Source organism: Inquilinus limosus MP06 (assembly GCF_000767795.1).
Taxonomy (GTDB): domain Bacteria; phylum Pseudomonadota; class Alphaproteobacteria; order DSM-16000; family Inquilinaceae; genus Inquilinus; species Inquilinus limosus_E.
In genome coordinates, this window is sequence record NZ_JANX01000089.1 from 1 (window position 1) to 15,846 (window position 15,846).

The following is a 15,846-nucleotide window of genomic DNA, read 5'->3' on the forward strand; positions in this document are numbered from 1 at the left end:
GGCCGCAGCGCTCGAGGCCCTGCTGCCGCCCTCGGCCTCCATGCTGGCACTGCCGGACGGGTCGCCGGTCGAGGCCCTGTTCGACGTCCTGGCCGGCCCGGCCGCCGTGGCGCGGCTCGGCCGGCCGGTCGGCTCGGTCATGGTCGAAGGCGGGCCCCGCCTGCTCGGCCTGCTGCTGGAGGCCGGGCGCGTCGACCTGGCCCATGTCTTCATCGCACCCGCAATCGGCGGCGGCGAACGCAACCGCATCGCCTTCCCGGGCAGCGCCGCGGCAACGCGGGACTGGCGGCCGATCGCCACCGCCGCGCTCGGCCCGGACCTGCTGGCGGAGTACGCCTCGCCGGCCGTGGCGACGCATCTGGCGCGGCTTGTCGACGCCGGTGCCGCGGGCTCACCACTTCGCCATGGCTAAACCGGCGCGCGCATTGTACCGTGCGCGCCCTGCGGTCCGGCTTGCCGGTCCGGATCTGTGACGCCTCGGCCGGGCCAGCCCGAACCGACCGAATTTTGAGAGCTTGCCGTCGATGATGTATTTCGCCCCGTGGAAGAAGGTCACCATCCTGGTGGTGTGCCTCCTCGGCGTGATCCTGAGCCTGCCGAACATCCTGCCGCGCAGCACGCTCGACGCGCTGCCCTCCTGGGTGCCGGCCCGCCAGATGAATCTCGGCCTCGACCTGCGGGGCGGCTCGTACCTCCTGCTGGAGGTCGACATGCAGGCGGTGATCGACGGCCGCCTCTCCAACATCCAGGATTCGATCCGCAGCCTGCTGCGGCGTGAGAACATCACCTACAGCGACCTGGCGGTGAAGGACCATTCGGTCACCTTCACCCTGGCCGACCCCGGCCAGGGCGACCGGGTGCGCACGCTGCTCGCCGAGAACCTGGCGACCGGCGCCGTCGACCCGCTGGCCGGCGGCCAGCGCGACCTCGACATCAGCGTCGGCGGCGACGGCAAGGCCAGCCTGACCCTGACCGAGGTGGGCTTGCGCGACCGCGAGGCCCGGGCGGTCGAGCAGTCGATCGAGATCGTCCGCCGCCGCGTCGACGAGAGCGGCACGCGTGAGCCGCTGATCTCGCGCCAGGGGTCGAGCCGCATCCTGCTGCAGCTGCCGGGCGAGCAGAACCCCGATCGCATCCGCCGCCTGCTGGGCCAGACGGCGAAGATGACCTTCCACCTGGTCAATCTCGACTACCAGCCGGGCCAGCCGGTGCCTCCGGACACCGAGGTGCTGCCGATCGAGAATCCGCGGCCGGGCGAGCGCACCTCGATCGCGGTGCGCAAGCGCATCGAGGTCGACGGCGCCAATCTGATCGACGCCCGCGCCGGCACCAACCCGCAGACCGGCCAGTGGATCGTGAACTTCGAGTTCGACAGCGCCGGCGCCCGCCGCTTCGGCCAGGTCACCCAGGCCAATGTCAACAAGCCCTTCGCCATCGTGCTTGACGACAAGGTCATCACCTATCCGAACATCAACGAGCCGATCCTGGGCGGCCGCGGCCAGATCAGCGGCAACTTCACGGCCCAGAGCGCCAACGACCTAGCCGTGCTGCTGCGCGCCGGCGCGCTGCCGGCGCCGCTGACCATCATCGAGGAGCGGACGGTCGGTCCCGACCTCGGCGCCGACGCCATCCAGGCGGGCATCATCGCCGTCGCGGTCGGCTTCGCCCTGGTCGTCACCTACATGGTCCTGGCCTATGGGCTGTTCGGCCTGTTCGCCAATGTCGCCCTGATCATGAACCTGGTGCTGACGGTCGGCATCCTGTCGCTGCTCGAGGCGACGCTGACCCTGCCCGGCATCGCCGGCATGCTCCTGACCCTTGGCATGTCGGTCGACGCCAACATCCTGATCAACGAACGATTGTACGAGGAGACGAAACGGGGACGGTCGCCGTTCTCGGCGATGGATGCGGGCTTCAGCCGTGCCTTCAGCACGATCTTCGACGCCAACATCACCTCGCTGATCAAGATGGCGATCCTGTACACGCTGAGCACGGGCCCGGTGCGCGGCTTCGCCGTCACCACCTCGATCGGTATCCTGACCTCGATGTTCACCGCCATCGTGCTGGTGCGGTTCATGATGGTCAGCTGGATCCGCCGCAAGCGCCCCACCGTCCTGCCCGTCTTGAGGAAAGCGTGATGTTCTGGCTCCGCCTCGTTCCGGACGACACCAAGATCCAATTCATGCGGGGCCGTATCCTCGGCCTCGTCACCTCCGCCTTCCTCAGCACTGCGTCGGTGATTCTGTTCTTCTATCCGGGGCTGAACTACGGCGTCGATTTCAAGGGCGGCATCACCTTCCAGATCACCACGCCGCAGCCGGCCGACTTTACCGTGCTGCGGGCGGACATCGACGATCTCGGCTTCGGCCAGGCCCAGCTGCAGCAGTTCGGTTCGCCGAACGACGTGCTGGTGCGGATGGAGGCGCAGCCGACCGACCAGCTGCAGCAGAAGGCGTATGAGACGATCAAGCAGACGCTGATCGACAAGGTGCCCGGCGTCGTCGTCGGCGCCAGCGATTCCGTCGGCGGCACGGTGTCGGGCGAATTGTTCACGAACGGCATGCTGGCGCTGGGCCTCGCCCTCGTCGCCATGCTGTTCTACATCTGGTTCCGCTTCGAGTGGCAGTTCGGCGTCGGCGCCGTGGTCACCATGATCCTCGACGTCACCAAGATGGTCGGGATCTATGTGGTCTCGGGCTTCGAGTTCAACCTGACCTCGATCGCGGCGCTGCTGACCGTCCTCGGCTATTCGGTCAACGACAAGGTCGTGGTCTATGACCGCGTGCGCGAGAATCTGCGCCTGTACAAGGCCATGCCGCTGCGGCAGCTGATCGACCTGTCGATCAACCAGACGCTGAACCGCACCATCGGCACCTCGCTGGCCACCTTCCTGGCCTGCCTGCCGCTGGCGATCTGGAGCGGCGAGGCGCTGCAGCAATTCGCCATCGTCATCCTGATCGGCGTCGTGGTCGCCACCACCTCCTCGATCTTCATCGCCGCGCCGATCCTGCTGTTCCTCGGCGAGGACAAGCTGTTCCGCAAGAAGGCGCCGCCGGCGACCCCGGCGGATGGCAAGCCGGCGAGCAAGGGGGCCTGATCCGGCGATGGCGACGCGGCCGATCCTGATCGGCAGCGAGGTCTACCGGCATTCCAGCTACGGGCCGAAGCACCCGCTGGCCATCCCGCGGGTGTCGACCGCCCTCGACCTGATCCGGGCCCAGGGCTGGCTGGCCGACGGCCAGTACCGTGTCGGCCCGCTGGCGAAGACCGCGGCCCTGATCCGGTTCCACCACCCCGACTATGTCGCGGCGGTGCAGGACGCCGAGCGCGACCAGGATCTCGATCCGGCGCGTCGTGAGCGGCACAATCTCGGCGGGGTCGAGAACCCGATCTTCGGCGAGGTGTTCCGCCGGCCGGCCACGGCGTGCGGCTCCTCGCTGCTCGGCGCCGGCCTCGCGGCCGAAGGGGCGGTGGTCTACAGCCCGGCCGGCGGGCTGCATCACGGCCGGCCCGACCGCGCCTCCGGCTTCTGCTACTTCAACGACCCGGTGCTGGCGATCCTGTCGCTGCTGGACCAGGGCGTCGACCGCATCGCCTATCTCGATGTCGACGCGCATCACGGCGACGGGGTGCAGGACGCCTTCGCCGGCGACGCCCGGGTGCTGACCGTGTCGGTGCACGAGGCGAAGCGCTGGCCCTTCACCGGAACGGTCGAGGACCGCGGCGGCGGCAACGCCCGCAACCTGCCGATGCCGCGCGAGCTGAACGACGACGAGATGGCGGCGGTGCGCGACCAGGCGCTGCTGCCCCTGGTCGAGGCCTTCCGGCCGCAGATCGTGGTGCTGCAATGCGGCGCCGACGCGCTGCATGACGATCCGCTGAGCCGCCTGTCGCTGTCCAACCGTGCCCTGTGGGACGTGGTGGCGGCCGTGCGCGATGTCGCGCCGCGCCTCCTGGTGCTCGGCGGCGGGGGCTACAATCCCTGGACCGTCGGGCGCTGCTGGGCCGGGGTCTGGGCGGTGTTGAACGGCCTCGACCCGGCGGCGCCGCTGACGGCGGAATCCCACGCGGTGCTGGCCGGTCTGTCCTGGTCGCGCCGCCGCGGCACCCCGCCCGAGCCCGTCTGGTTCGACCGGATGGACGATGCGCCGCGGCCGGGCCCGGTTCGGGCCGAGGTCCGGGACGTGATCCGCGCCGCCATGGCGCCGTGAGGAGATGGGACGACCGATGAAGACGCTGCTCGCCGCTTTCGCCCTGGTTCTCCTCACCATCGGCCCCGCCCGGGCGCAGGAGGCGCCAGCCGCCCCGTCGAAGGACAGCGACCTCACCATCGAGACCGCGGCGGGCAAGAGCTTCCACTTCACGGTCGAGCTGGCGCTGACGCCGGCGCAGCAGGAGCGCGGCCTGATGTTCCGCGAGAAGATGGCCCCCGACGCCGGCATGCTGTTCGTGTTCGACCGGTCGGAGCCGCAGGCCTTCTGGATGAAGAACACGCTGATCCCGCTGGACATGATCTTCATCCGCGCCGACGGCACCATCGCCAACATCGTCGAGAAGGCGGCGCCGCAGACCCTGGATCCGCGCACCTCGGAGGGGCCGGCCAAGGCGGTGCTGGAGCTGAACGGCGGCATCGCCCGCTTCCTCGACATCAAGCCGGGCGACCGGGTGGTCCATCCTCTGATCGCCGCAACGAAGAGCTGAGATCAGCGCGGCTTGACGGTTTCGTCGTCCGGGCCGGGCGTGGGCAGGCCGGGGAGGGGCGGGGCCCAGCCGCGGCCGGCCGCGATCATGCAGGTCTGCCCGTCCGGTCCGGTGTAGAGCAGGGTCCAGCTCCGCCCCTTCGGCGCGGTGAACAGCTCGACCCGGCCGCCGCTGTTGGCGGTGCCGGCGCCGGCCGGCATCTCCTGGAAGCTGCGCGCCAGATAGTCGACCACCACGTCGCGCGGCCCGCAGGAGGCTGGCGCGGCCTCGGCCCGGGCCGCCAGGAGAATGCCGAAGAACGCGATGGCGGCCGCACGGGCCATGCCTGCCTCGAATGCCGTGTCGGAGAAAGCCGTATCGGAGTCTGGGGCCGGGAGGCCTGGAAACCGGTATAATGGGCTTGCCTCGGCCAGACCAGCCATACGACAGCCGGCCCCGCGCCGGAATTCGCCAGCCGGACCGTGAAGGGGCGACACGATTGCGGGCCGAGGGGGAATGCCGGACACCAGGACTGAGATCGAGCCGAGGCTGCGGGAGACGGTATCGCCGTCCTCGCCGGGGTCGGCCAAGGCGGGGCGCGCCAGGCCCTCCCGCCGGCGCCGCGTCCTGCTCCTGGCGCTGCTGGTCCTCGGCCTCGCCGCGGCCGGCGGCGCCTGGTATCGCTGGGGCCGGGCGGTGGCGCCGGATCAGCTCTGGCTTACCGCCACGGCCGAGCGCGGCGACATCGAGGACGCGATCACGGCCCTCGGCACGCTGCAGCCGGTCAGCTATGTCGATGTCGGCACCCAGGTCTCCGGCCAGCTGCGGACGCTGCATGTCGCGATCGGCGACCGGGTGAAGGCCGGCGACCTGCTGGCCGAGATCGATCCCACCGTCTACCAGTCGCGGGTGGAGGCCGACCGGGCCCAGCTCGCCAACCTCGCCGCCCAGCGGGCGGAGAAGGAGGGGCAGCTGCTGCTGGCCCGCCGGCAGGCGGAGCGGCAGCGCAGCCTGAAGGCATCGCGCGCCACCAGCGACGACGCGGTCCAGGTGGCCGAGGCGGCGCTGACCGCGGCCCAGGCCCAGCTGGACGCGATCGATGCCCAGACCCGGCAGATCCAGTCGACCCTGAAGGGCGACGAGGCCAATCTCGGCTACACCAAGATCTACGCGCCGATCGACGGCACGGTGGTGTCGCAATCGGCGCGCAGGGGCCAGACCCTGAACGCCAACCAGTCGGCGCCGATCATCGTCCAGGTCGCCGATCTGACGACCATGACCGTCGAGGCGCAGGTGTCGGAGGCCGATGTCAGCCGGCTGCGGCTGGGCATGACCGCCTATTTCACCACGCTCGGCATGCCCGACAAGCGCTGGTACGGCGCGCTGCGGCAGATCCAGCCGACGCCGGAGGTGGTCAACAATGTCGTGCTCTACAACGCCTTGTTCGACGTGCCGAACCAGGACGGCGCGCTGATGACGCAGATGACGGCGCAGGTGTTCTTCGTCTCGGCCGCGGCCCAGGACACGCTGCTGGTGCCCGTCGCGGCGCTGTCGGGCCTGTCGCCCGGCACCTCCTCGGCCGCGCCGGGGCGGGCCACGGTGCGCGTGCTGAAGCCGAGCGGGTCGGTCGAGACCCGCACCGTGACCGTCGGCGTCACCAACCGGGCGCAGGCGGAGATCCTGAGCGGGCTCGAGCCCGGCGAGCAGGTGATCACCGGCTCCCGCCGGCAGGGCGCCGACGCGGCTCCCGGCCAGGCCCGGCGCCCGAGGGTCTGATGGATATCCGCGAGCCCCAGCCGGCGCAAACCGGTGACCGGACACCGGCAACGACGTCCGGCCTGGCCTCCGCACGGCCGCTGATGTCGCTGCGCGACGTCACCAAGACCTATGTCAACGGCGACCTGGCGGTGGAGGTGCTGCACGGCATCTCGCTGGACATCCATGCCGGCGAGTTCGTCGCCATCATGGGCACCTCCGGTTCCGGCAAGTCGACGCTGATGAACATCCTCGGCTGCCTCGACCGGCCGACCACCGGCACCTACACGGTCGAAGGCACCGATGTGGCGACGCTGGACCGGGACGCCCTGGCCCATCTGCGGCGCGAGACCTTCGGCTTCATCTTCCAGAGCTACAACCTGATTCCGTCGGCCACCGCGGCCGAGAATGTCGAGGTGCCGGCGATCTATGCCGGCATCGCCGCCGCCGAGCGGCGGGAGCGGGCGGAGCAGCTGCTGGCCTCGCTGGGCCTGGCCGATCGCACAGACCACCGGCCGAACCAGCTGTCGGGCGGCCAGCAGCAGCGCGTCTCGATCGCCAGGGCGCTGATGAATGGCGGTCGGGTGATCCTGGCCGACGAGCCGACCGGCGCGCTGGACAGCCGCAGCGGCACGGAGGTGATGGCGCTGCTGCAGCGGATGAGCGATGCCGGCCGCACCGTCATCCTGATCACCCATGACCGGGCGGTGGCGGAGCATGCGCACCGGCTGATCGAGATCCGCGACGGCCGCATCGTCGGCGACAGCGGCCCGCGCGCGCCGGCCGTAGCCTCGGCCGGGGCCGATGTGACCCAGGGTGGTGACGCCGGCACGCTGGGCGTGGCCGACATGGCGGAGGCGGTGAAGATGGCGCTGCGGGCGTTGCGCGCCAACATGTTCCGCACCATCCTGACGCTGCTGGGCATCGTCATCGGCGTCGGCGCCGTGATCGCCATGCTGGCGATCGGCGACGGGGCGAAGCGGTCGGTGGTCGACCGCATCTCCGCCATGGGCACCGACCTGCTGCTGATCCGGCCGGCGCAGAGCAACAACCGAACGGCCGACGGCGTGATCGCGACGCTGGTGCCCGAGGACGCCAAGGCGCTGGCCGGGCTGCCCAATGTCGCCGCCGCGGTGCCGGAGCTGACCGGCACGGTCACCCTGCGCCACGGCAATACCGACTACTCGACGCAGGCCGATGCGACGACGCCGGACTTCATCAAGGCCCGCAGCTGGCCGGTCGAGCGCGGCAGCTTCGTCTCGGCCGCGGACCACGCCGGCTACGCCCCGGTCATCGTGCTGGGCCAGACCGTGGCCCGGATCCTGTTCCCAGAAGGCGTCGACCCGCTGGGGCGCTATGTCCTGGTCAACAACATCCCGTTCCAGGTGATCGGGCTGATGGCGGCGAAGGGTGCCACACCCTATGGCGCCGACCAGGATGACATCGCCTTCATGCCGCTGTCGACCGGCAGCCTGAGGGTGTTCGGCAAGCGCTTCGTCCGCTCGATCACGGTGCAGGTCGAGGATGTGGCGCGGATCAACGAGACCCAGGCCGACGTGCAGGATCTGCTCGAGGCACGGCACCGCCGCCAGGACGTGCAGATCCGCAACATGTCCTCGCTGATCGAGACCGTGTCGGCGACGCAGAACACGCTGACCATCCTGCTCGGCTCGGTCGCCGCCATCTCGCTGCTGGTCGGCGGCATCGGGGTGATGAACATCATGCTGGTCAGCGTCACCGAACGGACGCGCGAGATCGGAGTGCGGATGGCGACCGGCGCCCGGATGCGGGACATCCTGCAGCAGTTCATCACCGAATCCGTGGTGGTCTCGGCGATCGGCGGCGCCATCGGCGTCGCCGGCGGGCTCGCGGTGGCCGCGGCGCTGCAGGCGCTGGGCACGCCGATCCAGTTCTCGCCCGGGCCGGTGCTGCTGGCCTTCGGTTGCGCCTTCCTCACCGGCCTGATCTTCGGCTACATGCCGGCACGCAAGGCCGCCACCCTCGACCCCGTCGTCGCCCTCTCTGCCGAGTGACCATGCCGCGTCCGACCCGCTTCTCCCGTTCCCTCGCGGCGATTGTCGCCGTCACCATCCTCGCCGGCTGCGCGGGGCCCGAGGACGACAAGCCCGCTCTCGACATTCCCGGCGGCTGGAAGGCCGAGGGGCCGGCCGGCACCTCCTGGCCGGACACCACCTGGTGGCGGGCCTTCGGCTCGCCGCAGCTCGACCGGCTGATCCAGACCGCCCAGCGCAACAACCAGGACATCGGCGCCGCCGCCGCCCGGGTGCTGCAGGCCGATGCCCAGGCGCGGATCGCCGGCGCGCCGCTGCTGCCCAGCATCGGCGCCGATGGCAATGCCTCGCATTCGGTGTCGCCCGAGCGCACCGTCAGCGGGTTCGGCGCCTCGACGACAAGCCGGACGGTCAGCGACCAGTTCTCGGCCCAGCTCTCGGCCAGCTACGAGATCGACCTCTGGGGCAGGAACCGGTCGGCGCTGCAATCGGCGCAGGCCTCGGCGCTGGCCAGCCGCTACGACCGCGACACCGTGGCCCTGACCGTGACCGCCAGCACGGCCACGACCTATATGCAGATCCTGGAGTTCCAGGACCGACTGGCGATCGCCAAGGACAACCTGGCCAACGCCCAGCAGGTGCTGAACATCGTGCTGGCGCAGGAGCAGGCGGGCGCCGCCTCCGCCCTCAACGTGGCGCAGCAGCGCACGGTGGTGGCGCAGCAGAAGGCCGCGATCCCGCCGCTGGAGCAGCAGCGCCAGCAGTCGGAGACGGCCCTGGCGCTGCTGCTGGGCGAGCCGCCGGAGCGGCTGTCGCTCGGCCGCCAGCCGCTCGACGAGCTGGATGTGCCCACCATCGGCGCCGGGCTGCCGTCATCGCTGCTCGACCGCCGGCCGGACATTCAGAACGCCGACGCCCAGCTGGCCGCGGCCCGGTTCAACGTGAAGGAGGCGAAGGCCGCGCTGTTCCCCTCGATCCAGCTGACCGGATCGGGCGGGTTCCAGAGCGCCGCGCTCGGCACCCTGTTCAACTCCGCCAGCACGCTCTACAGCCTCGCGGCCGGGCTGACCCAGCCGATCTTCGAGGGCGGGGCGCTGCGCGGCCAGGTCCAGCTGTCCGAGGCGCAGTACCAGGAGCTGGGCCAGACCTATGTGAAGACCGTGCTGGCCGCCTTCGGCGATGTCGAGAACGCGCTGATCGCCACCCGGCAGACCGCCCTGGCCTATCAGGCGCAGCAGGAGGTGGTGGCCCAGGCGCGCGAGGCGTTCCGCCTGTCCGAGGCGCAGTACACGGCGGGCGCGGTCGACCTGCTGACGGTGCTGAACGCGCAGCAGAGCTACTTCTCCGCCCGCGACCAGCTGGTGCAGGCCAAGTCGGACCGGCTGCAGGCCGCGGTCGCCCTCTACAAGGCGCTGGGCGGCGGCTGGACGGCCGGATCGATCAAGGCCGCCGTCGGCAGCTAGCAAGACCGATACCCGCCGCCAGACCGAGGTGGTGCGCAAGCTGTCGGCCGGGGGACCTGTAGGGGAGGGGTCTCAGCCCTCTCCCGGCTCCCGCTTCCGTGCCAAGGCGACGCCGTCGCCGATCGGGATCAGCGAGAAATCGACCCGTGGATCGTCGCGCAGCATGGCGTTGACCCGGCGGATCGCCTCGGTGCCAGCGGTGCGGTCGGCCGGGTCGGCCACGCGGCCGCTCCACAGCGCGTTGTCGACCAGCAGCAGCCCGCCGGGGCGGAGGAGGCCGATCGCCGCCTCGACATAGGCCGGATAATTGTCCTTGTCGGCGTCGACGAAGATCATGTCGACCGTGCCGGCCCAGTCCGCGCGCACCAGCTCCTCGAGCGTGTCGAGGGCCGGCTGCAGGCGCAGCTCGATCCGGTCGCCGACGCCGACCTCGTCCCAGGTTCGCCGGGCGATCGACGTCCATTCGGCGCTGACGTCGCAGCACAAGAGGCGCGCCTCCGGCGGCAGCGCCAGCATCACCGCCAGCGCGCTGTAGCCGGTGAAGGTGCCGATCTCGATCAGCCGGCGGGCGCCGATCAGCCGCGCCAGCAGGGCCATGAACTGGCCCTGCTCCGGCGTGATCTGCATCCCGGCCCTGTCGGCCGCGGCCCGCCGCGTCTCCTGCCGCAGCCGGGACAGGATCTCCGGCTCCCGCAGCGAGGCGTCGAGGAGGTAGCGCTGCAGCGCGTCGTTCAGGCCGATGCTCATGGCGTCACATGCACGCTGGGGTCGCGCTGCACCGGCACCGGCCGCCGCAGCTCGTTGCGGATCTTCATCGCCTCGAACACCGGGGCGGTGCCGGGGCGCGGCACGAAGCGGCCTTCGCCGCGCTGCACCTTCAGCTCCCTGTTCTCCCACACTACCTTGCCCTGGCTCAAGGTGATGACCGGCAGGCCGCGCACCTCCATGCCCTCGAACACATTGACCTCGATGTTCGAATGCTGGGTGGCGGCGCTGATGGTCTTGGTCGCCGCCGGATCCCAGATCACCAGGTCGGCATCGGCGCCCGGCGCGATCACGCCTTTCTGCGGGTAGATGTTGAAGATCTTCGCGGCGTTGGCCGAGGTGGCGGCGACGAACTCGCTCGGGGTCAGCCGGCCGGTGTTGACGCCATGGGTCCACAGCACCGCCATGCGGTCCTCGACGCCGCCGGTGCCGTTCGGGATCATGGTGAAGTCGTCGATCCCCATCCGCTTCTGCTCGGTCTTGAAGGCGCAATGGTCGGTGGCGACGACCTGCAGGCTGCCGGAGGTCAACCCGTCCCACAGCGACTTCTGGTGGTCCTTCGAGCGGAAGGGCGGGCTCATCACCCGGGCCGCGGCATAGGCCCAGTCCTTGTTGCAGTACTCGCTTTCATCGAGGGTCAGGTGCTGGATCAGCGGCTCGCCATACACCCGCTGGCCGTTGGCGCGCGCCCGGGCGATCGCCTCATGCGCCTCGCGGCAGGAGGTGTGGACGACGTAGAGCGGCACCCCGGCGGCGCCGGCGATCATGATGGCGCGGTTGGCGGCCTCGCCCTCCACCTCCGGCGGGCGCGACAGGGCATGGCCCTCCGGCCCGGTGATGCCGGCCTCCAGCAGCGTCTTCTGCAGGAGCCAGACGATGTCGCCGTTCTCGGCATGAACCATCGGCAGGGCGCCGAGCTCGCGGCAGCGGGTGAAGCTGTGCATCAGCACGTCGTCATCGACCATCAGCGCGTTCTTGTACGCCATGAAGTGCTTGAAGCTGTTGACGCCGTGCTCGGCCACCAGCGTGCCCATCTCCTCCCGCACCTGGTCGGACCACCAGGTGATGGCGACGTGCAGCGACCAGTCGGAGACGGCCTTCTCGCCCCATTCGCGCCATTGGCGATAGCCGTCCAGCAGGCTCTGCTGCGGCCCGGGGATGCAGAAGTCGATGATCATGGTGGTGCCGCCGGACAGCGCCGCGGCGGTGCCGGTGTAGTAGTCGTCGGCCGCCACCGTGCCCATGAACGGGAACTGCATATGGGTGTGCGGATCGATGCCGCCCGGCATCAGGTAGCTGCCCGAAGCGTCGATCACCCGGGCGCCGGTCGGGGCCGCAAGGTCGGGGCCGACGGCGACGATCCTGCCGTCATCGCAGATCACATCGGCGCGGAAGCTGCGGTCGGCGTTCACCACCGTGCCGCCCTTGAGTGCGATCGCCATGGCCGGTGCTCTCCTCTTGTCGCGTGCCTTGTCCCTGTTGCCGGGCAGAGTGGGACGGATCGCGGGGCGAGGCAAGGCCGATCCTGACCGTTTGGTCAGGCCGGCGGTCCGGAAAGAGACCGGGGCCTTGCGACCCCGGCGAGGTCAGGGAGGAAAGCGGCCCATGACAGAGCCGATGAATACGTTACGTATCTTTCTTTTCTGAGTCAATACGTATCGTATCTCACCGCTAGTCGCGCATGACCCACTTCACCGGCACCGCCCATTCGATCGCGACATCGGAGATCAGCGGGGCGTTGTAGCTGAACAGGGTGAACAGGCCGGCGGCGCTGCCGCGCATCAGGATCTTCACGAAGGTCCGGCCATCGGCCAGGCGGATCACGCATTCCCGACCGATCAGTTGGTCCGGGTCGGCCTGGACGTTGCGATAGTAGATGATGTCGCGGTCGCGGAAGGCGGGGGCCATCGAATCGCCGCGAACGATGACGGCGACGGTGTGCTCGTCGGCCGCCGGCGGGGCATCCGCCTCGTCGATCCGCTCGGTCGACTGGTCACCCTCGAACATGTGGATCTCGGCCCCGGCGCCGACATGGCCGACCACGGGCACCGTCGAGCGCAGCCCCGCCGGCGCGCCCTCGCCGGTCAGGAGCCAGGCCTCGGAGACGCCGAAGGCGGCGGCATAGCGCCCGGCGGCGTCGCGGCGCAGGCCGCGCAGCCCGGATTCATGGGCGCGATAGGTGATCGGGCTCCAGCCGAAGGCGCGGGCGGCGTCGGCCGCGGTCTCGTACCCGGCCTTGGTCCGCGCCAGCCCCAAGCGTTGATGCGGTTCCAGCATGCCGGGCATTTAGCACGTTTTGTAACATGATCACAATTCATTTCGTATTGCATTAACTGAATACGAAACGTATCGTCAGGACATGGACACGATCATCACGAGCTTCGACGACCTGTTCACCCGCTGGCCGAGGCAGGGCCATCTCTCCGCCGATCTCGGCGTGTCGCCGCAGCATCTGCGGATGATGCGGGTGCGCCGGTCGGTCCCGGTGCGCTACTGGCCCCGCTTCGTCGCCGCAGCCGCCCGGCGCGGCATCGCCGGCGTCGATTACGACCTGCTGGTCCGGCTGCACATCCCGGAGGAGAAGCAGCCGTGACCTCCGCAAACCATCCGGATAGGGAGATCCTCATGAGCACCTTGCCGACCCTCGACCAGATCGAGGGCATGCCGGTCGCGGCCGTCGCGGCGCTGCCGGCCGAAGCGCTGGCGCAGCTGGTCGACGACCTGGTCGTGCTGGTCGAGCACAGCCGCCGGCTGCAGGCGGTGATCGCCGCCGCACTGGCCCTGCGCAGCGGCGGGCCGGCTCTCCGGGTCGCCGGAGGCCGCGCCTCCGAGGTGATGAGGTGGCTGCGATGAGCGAGCCGCGCAGCAGCCTGTCGCGCCGCCAGCCGCGCCCGCCGACGGAGATCGAGCAGCTGCGCCGGATGCGGGCCGCGGCGTGGCATGGGCAGGGTGTCGTGGTCATCCGGCCGGAGGAGGTCGAGGACGACTGGATCCGGCAGGCGATCGTGAACGAGGCGGACCGGCTCTACGGCAAGCGGAACAGGGAACCGTGACCGGGCTCTACGCCTTGCCGCCGAACAGCACCTCGGCCCGCCGCCGAATCTCCTCCGGAGAGATGTCCTCGATATGGGTGGAGAGGCTCCAGACATGGCCGAAGGGGTCGACCACCGTGCCCAGCCGGTCACCGTAGAACTGGTCGGCGACCGGTCGGGACAGGGTGGCGCCGGCGGCCAGGGCCCGCTCCACCACCGCATCGACATCCTCGACATAGAGATGCAGCGACACCGGCGTGCCGCCGATCGCGGCCGGGCTGGACCAGCCCATCTCCGGCATCTCGTCGGCCAGCATCACCAGGCCGTCGCCGATCAGCAGCTCGGCATGACCGATGGTGCCGCCGGGCGTATCCATGCGCAGCCGCTCCACGGCGCCGAAGGCGGTGCGATAGAAATCGATCGCCGCGGCGGCGCCGCGGACGATGAGATACGGGGTGATGGTCGGGTAGCCGTCCGGAATCGGCTTCACCTGAGCGGTCATGGCCTCCTCCCTGGGGTGGGTCACGGCGCGTTCGGTCGCGCACTGCCGGCGATCATACAGGATGCACGCCGGGACGGGCAGGGTGGGCGGCGTCAGGCGGCGGTGCCGGCCGGCGTCTCGAGAAGCAGCTCCGCCACGGCGCGGATGATGCGGTCCGGCCGGATCGCCGAGCCGGCGGGCAGTCCGTCGCCGGTTCCATCGACCCAGATCGCGTGGATGCCCAGGCGCTGAGGTGCCGATACCTCCCATTCCAGGTTGTCGCCCACCATCCAGGCGTCCGCGGGGGCGACGCCGAGCGCCTGCAGCGCATGCCGATAGGCCCGTTCCTCCGGCTTGCCGAAGCCGTGCTCGCCCTCGATCTGGATGTGGTCGAACCGGTGGGCAAGGTCGAAGCGCGTGATCTTGGCGCGCTGGATCTCGGCCGATCCGTTGGTGACCAGCGCCAGCCGGACACCGCGCGCCCGGAAGCCGTCGATCACCGCATGGGCGTCGGGGAACAGGCGCATCTGCTCGTCGCGATAGGCGGTGAAGCGGTCGGCGAGGCGATGGAGGATATTGGGGGCGGGCACCGGCCGGCCCGCGGCGGCGAGGGTTTCGAACGCTCCGGTCACGATCACCCGCCGGGCCTCGCCGATTTGCTGGCGCCAGATCCGATGCCGCTCCGCATCCGCCCAGAAGCCGCGGGCGAAGGCGGCGACCGCCGCGGCGATCTCGGCCGAGGACCATGGGGCCAGCGCTTCGGAGAACTCGGCGGAGACGGCAAGCCACGCGGCCTCCGGCCGGCCATAGGCGGAGATCAGGGTCTCGTCGAGGTCGAACAGGATCGCGCGGGGCAGCAGCATCTGTGGCCGTCGGTCTGCGGAGGACACCGCATTTGCGCCGGGCTCATCGTCCGGCGCAAGCGTGCCGGCGGGCAGCCGGCCGCCCGGACGGTCAATGCCGCGGCGGCTTCGCCCGCGGCGCGGCGTTCCGGGGGGAGGGGCGGTGGGCGCGATCCTCCTCGATCCGGATGTGCCGGTCCTGCGCATCCGGCCGGCGAATCGAGGAGGCGAAGCGGCCGGCGGCGTGCCGGGCGATCTCGACCCGGCTCTGCCGCTCGGCGATCTCGATCCGGCCGATCTCGGCCTTGGTGACGTGGCCGCGGCGGCGACAGGAAGGGCAGCAGCCAGCGCGGATCGGCGTTGTTGGCGCGGCCGACATTCAGCCGGAACCAGACCGAGTCGCCACCGCCCTCCCGGTCTGTACGGGGCGGGCGCCGCTCGGCGACGGCGGGCCGCTCCGGCGGCGGCGACAGCTCCTCCGGCGCGGGAAGGAGGCTGCGATGCAGGCGGACCAGGGCAACGGCGAGGTCTTCGGCGCTGCGCTCGGCCAGCAGGGCGCGGGCGCCGGCAAGATCCTCCTCAGTCGCCGGCTCGGCCAGGATCGTCTCCTCGGCCAGCCGCGCTTGGTCGCGGGCGCGGATCTCGTCCGCCGCCGGCGGGGGCGACCATGTCGCCTCGACCCGCGCCGCGCCGAGCAGGCGTTCGGCCTGGTAGCGGCGGTTGTAGGGCACCAACATGACGCAGACGCCCTTGCGGCCGGCCCGGCCGGTGCGGCCGCTGCGATGCAGCAGCACCTCGCTGTCGCGCGGCAGCTCG

The 15,846-nt window shown here is 70.5% G+C and carries 19 protein-coding genes; 12 read left to right on the forward strand and 7 right to left on the reverse strand.

What is annotated here, in order from left to right:
* From P409_RS09895 to P409_RS09915, 5 genes are all read left to right on the forward strand, one after another.
* Nucleotides 1–412 (forward strand): dihydrofolate reductase family protein (locus P409_RS09895; protein ID WP_034834924.1); only part of this gene is annotated, 412 nt, incomplete at its 5' end.
* Between the two features lie 112 nt (nt 413–524).
* Nucleotides 525–2,138: a protein translocase subunit SecD gene (secD, locus tag P409_RS09900; protein ID WP_034834925.1), complete on the forward strand. Its 1,614-nt coding sequence runs from the start codon at nt 525–527 to the stop codon at nt 2,136–2,138.
* Complete coding sequence (secF, locus tag P409_RS09905) at nt 2,138–3,097, forward strand: protein translocase subunit SecF (protein WP_034834926.1); 960 nt, start codon at nt 2,138–2,140, stop codon at nt 3,095–3,097. The genes secD and secF overlap by 1 nt, the downstream gene beginning before the upstream one ends.
* Nucleotides 3,098–3,104: 7 nt before the next feature.
* Entirely contained in the window at nt 3,105–4,211 is a 1,107-nt protein-coding gene (locus tag P409_RS09910; protein ID WP_034834927.1) for an acetoin utilization protein AcuC, read from the forward strand.
* 16 nt (nt 4,212–4,227) lie between these two features.
* Nucleotides 4,228–4,701, forward strand: a complete 474-nt coding sequence (locus P409_RS09915) for a DUF192 domain-containing protein (RefSeq protein WP_034834928.1) — start codon at nt 4,228–4,230, stop codon at nt 4,699–4,701.
* Between the two features lie 2 nt (nt 4,702–4,703).
* Here the strand turns inward: P409_RS09915 and P409_RS09920 are convergent, their stop codons facing one another.
* Nucleotides 4,704–5,024 carry a hypothetical protein gene (locus P409_RS09920; RefSeq protein ID WP_052120300.1) on the reverse strand — a complete coding sequence of 107 codons (321 nt, stop codon included), beginning with the start codon at nt 5,022–5,024 and terminating at the stop codon, nt 4,704–4,706.
* A gap of 172 nt (nt 5,025–5,196) precedes the next feature.
* Here P409_RS09920 and P409_RS09925 point away from each other — a divergent pair, with 172 nt between their 5' ends.
* The 3 genes from P409_RS09925 (at nt 5,197) to P409_RS09935 (ending at nt 9,910) form a co-directional block, all read left to right on the forward strand.
* Entirely contained in the window at nt 5,197–6,456 is a 1,260-nt protein-coding gene (locus tag P409_RS09925) for an efflux RND transporter periplasmic adaptor subunit (protein ID WP_081991398.1), read from the forward strand.
* 83 nt (nt 6,457–6,539) lie between these two features.
* Nucleotides 6,540–8,468 (forward strand): MacB family efflux pump subunit, encoded by a 1,929-nt coding sequence (locus P409_RS09930; protein WP_034834953.1) that lies wholly within the window; start codon nt 6,540–6,542, stop codon nt 8,466–8,468.
* 2 nt (nt 8,469–8,470) lie between these two features.
* Nucleotides 8,471–9,910, forward strand: coding sequence for an efflux transporter outer membrane subunit (locus tag P409_RS09935; protein ID WP_052120301.1), 1,440 nt, complete (start codon nt 8,471–8,473; stop codon nt 9,908–9,910).
* A gap of 72 nt (nt 9,911–9,982) precedes the next feature.
* Here P409_RS09935 and P409_RS09940 read toward each other — a convergent pair whose 3' ends face one another.
* The 3 genes from P409_RS09940 to P409_RS09950 all read right to left on the reverse strand — a co-directional run bounded on the left by P409_RS09940 (nt 9,983) and on the right by P409_RS09950 (nt 12,952).
* A complete protein-coding gene (locus P409_RS09940) occupies nt 9,983–10,657 on the reverse strand; it encodes an O-methyltransferase (protein WP_034834931.1) in 675 nt (224 codons plus the stop codon).
* Nucleotides 10,654–12,117, reverse strand: coding sequence for a dihydropyrimidinase (gene hydA, locus P409_RS09945; RefSeq protein ID WP_034834933.1), 1,464 nt, complete (start codon nt 12,115–12,117; stop codon nt 10,654–10,656). Before hydA ends, P409_RS09940 begins: the two co-directional genes overlap by 4 nt.
* A 229-nt stretch (nt 12,118–12,346) precedes the next feature.
* Nucleotides 12,347–12,952 (reverse strand): LexA family transcriptional regulator, encoded by a 606-nt coding sequence (locus P409_RS09950; protein ID WP_034834958.1) that lies wholly within the window; start codon nt 12,950–12,952, stop codon nt 12,347–12,349.
* A gap of 82 nt (nt 12,953–13,034) precedes the next feature.
* Here P409_RS09950 and P409_RS09955 point away from each other — a divergent pair, with 82 nt between their 5' ends.
* From P409_RS09955 to P409_RS09965, 3 genes are read left to right on the forward strand one after another with little or no spacing between them, the layout of a single operon-like run.
* Nucleotides 13,035–13,268: a hypothetical protein gene (locus P409_RS09955; protein WP_034834934.1), complete on the forward strand. Its 234-nt coding sequence runs from the start codon at nt 13,035–13,037 to the stop codon at nt 13,266–13,268.
* 32 nt (nt 13,269–13,300) lie between these two features.
* The gene (locus P409_RS09960; protein ID WP_034834937.1) at nt 13,301–13,528 is read left to right on the forward strand and encodes a hypothetical protein; all 228 of its coding nucleotides are present in this window, start codon (nt 13,301–13,303) and stop codon (nt 13,526–13,528) included.
* The gene (locus P409_RS09965; protein ID WP_034834939.1) at nt 13,525–13,728 is read left to right on the forward strand and encodes a hypothetical protein; all 204 of its coding nucleotides are present in this window, start codon (nt 13,525–13,527) and stop codon (nt 13,726–13,728) included. Before P409_RS09960 ends, P409_RS09965 begins: the two co-directional genes overlap by 4 nt.
* A gap of 7 nt (nt 13,729–13,735) precedes the next feature.
* Here the strand turns inward: P409_RS09965 and P409_RS09970 are convergent, their stop codons facing one another.
* The 3 genes from P409_RS09970 to P409_RS40300 all read right to left on the reverse strand — a co-directional run bounded on the left by P409_RS09970 (nt 13,736) and on the right by P409_RS40300 (nt 15,409).
* A complete protein-coding gene (locus P409_RS09970; RefSeq protein WP_034834943.1) occupies nt 13,736–14,209 on the reverse strand; it encodes a VOC family protein in 474 nt (157 codons plus the stop codon).
* A 92-nt stretch (nt 14,210–14,301) separates the two neighbouring features.
* Entirely contained in the window at nt 14,302–15,051 is a 750-nt protein-coding gene (locus tag P409_RS09975; RefSeq protein WP_034834945.1) for an HAD family hydrolase, read from the reverse strand.
* A gap of 91 nt (nt 15,052–15,142) precedes the next feature.
* Entirely contained in the window at nt 15,143–15,409 is a 267-nt protein-coding gene (locus tag P409_RS40300; protein ID WP_052120305.1) for a DbpA RNA binding domain-containing protein, read from the reverse strand.
* A 121-nt stretch (nt 15,410–15,530) separates the two neighbouring features.
* On the opposite strand from P409_RS40300, the gene P409_RS40305 reads away from it, so the two are divergent.
* Nucleotides 15,531–15,846: hypothetical protein (locus P409_RS40305; protein WP_202964618.1), on the forward strand; the 316-nt coding region annotated here is incomplete at its 3' end.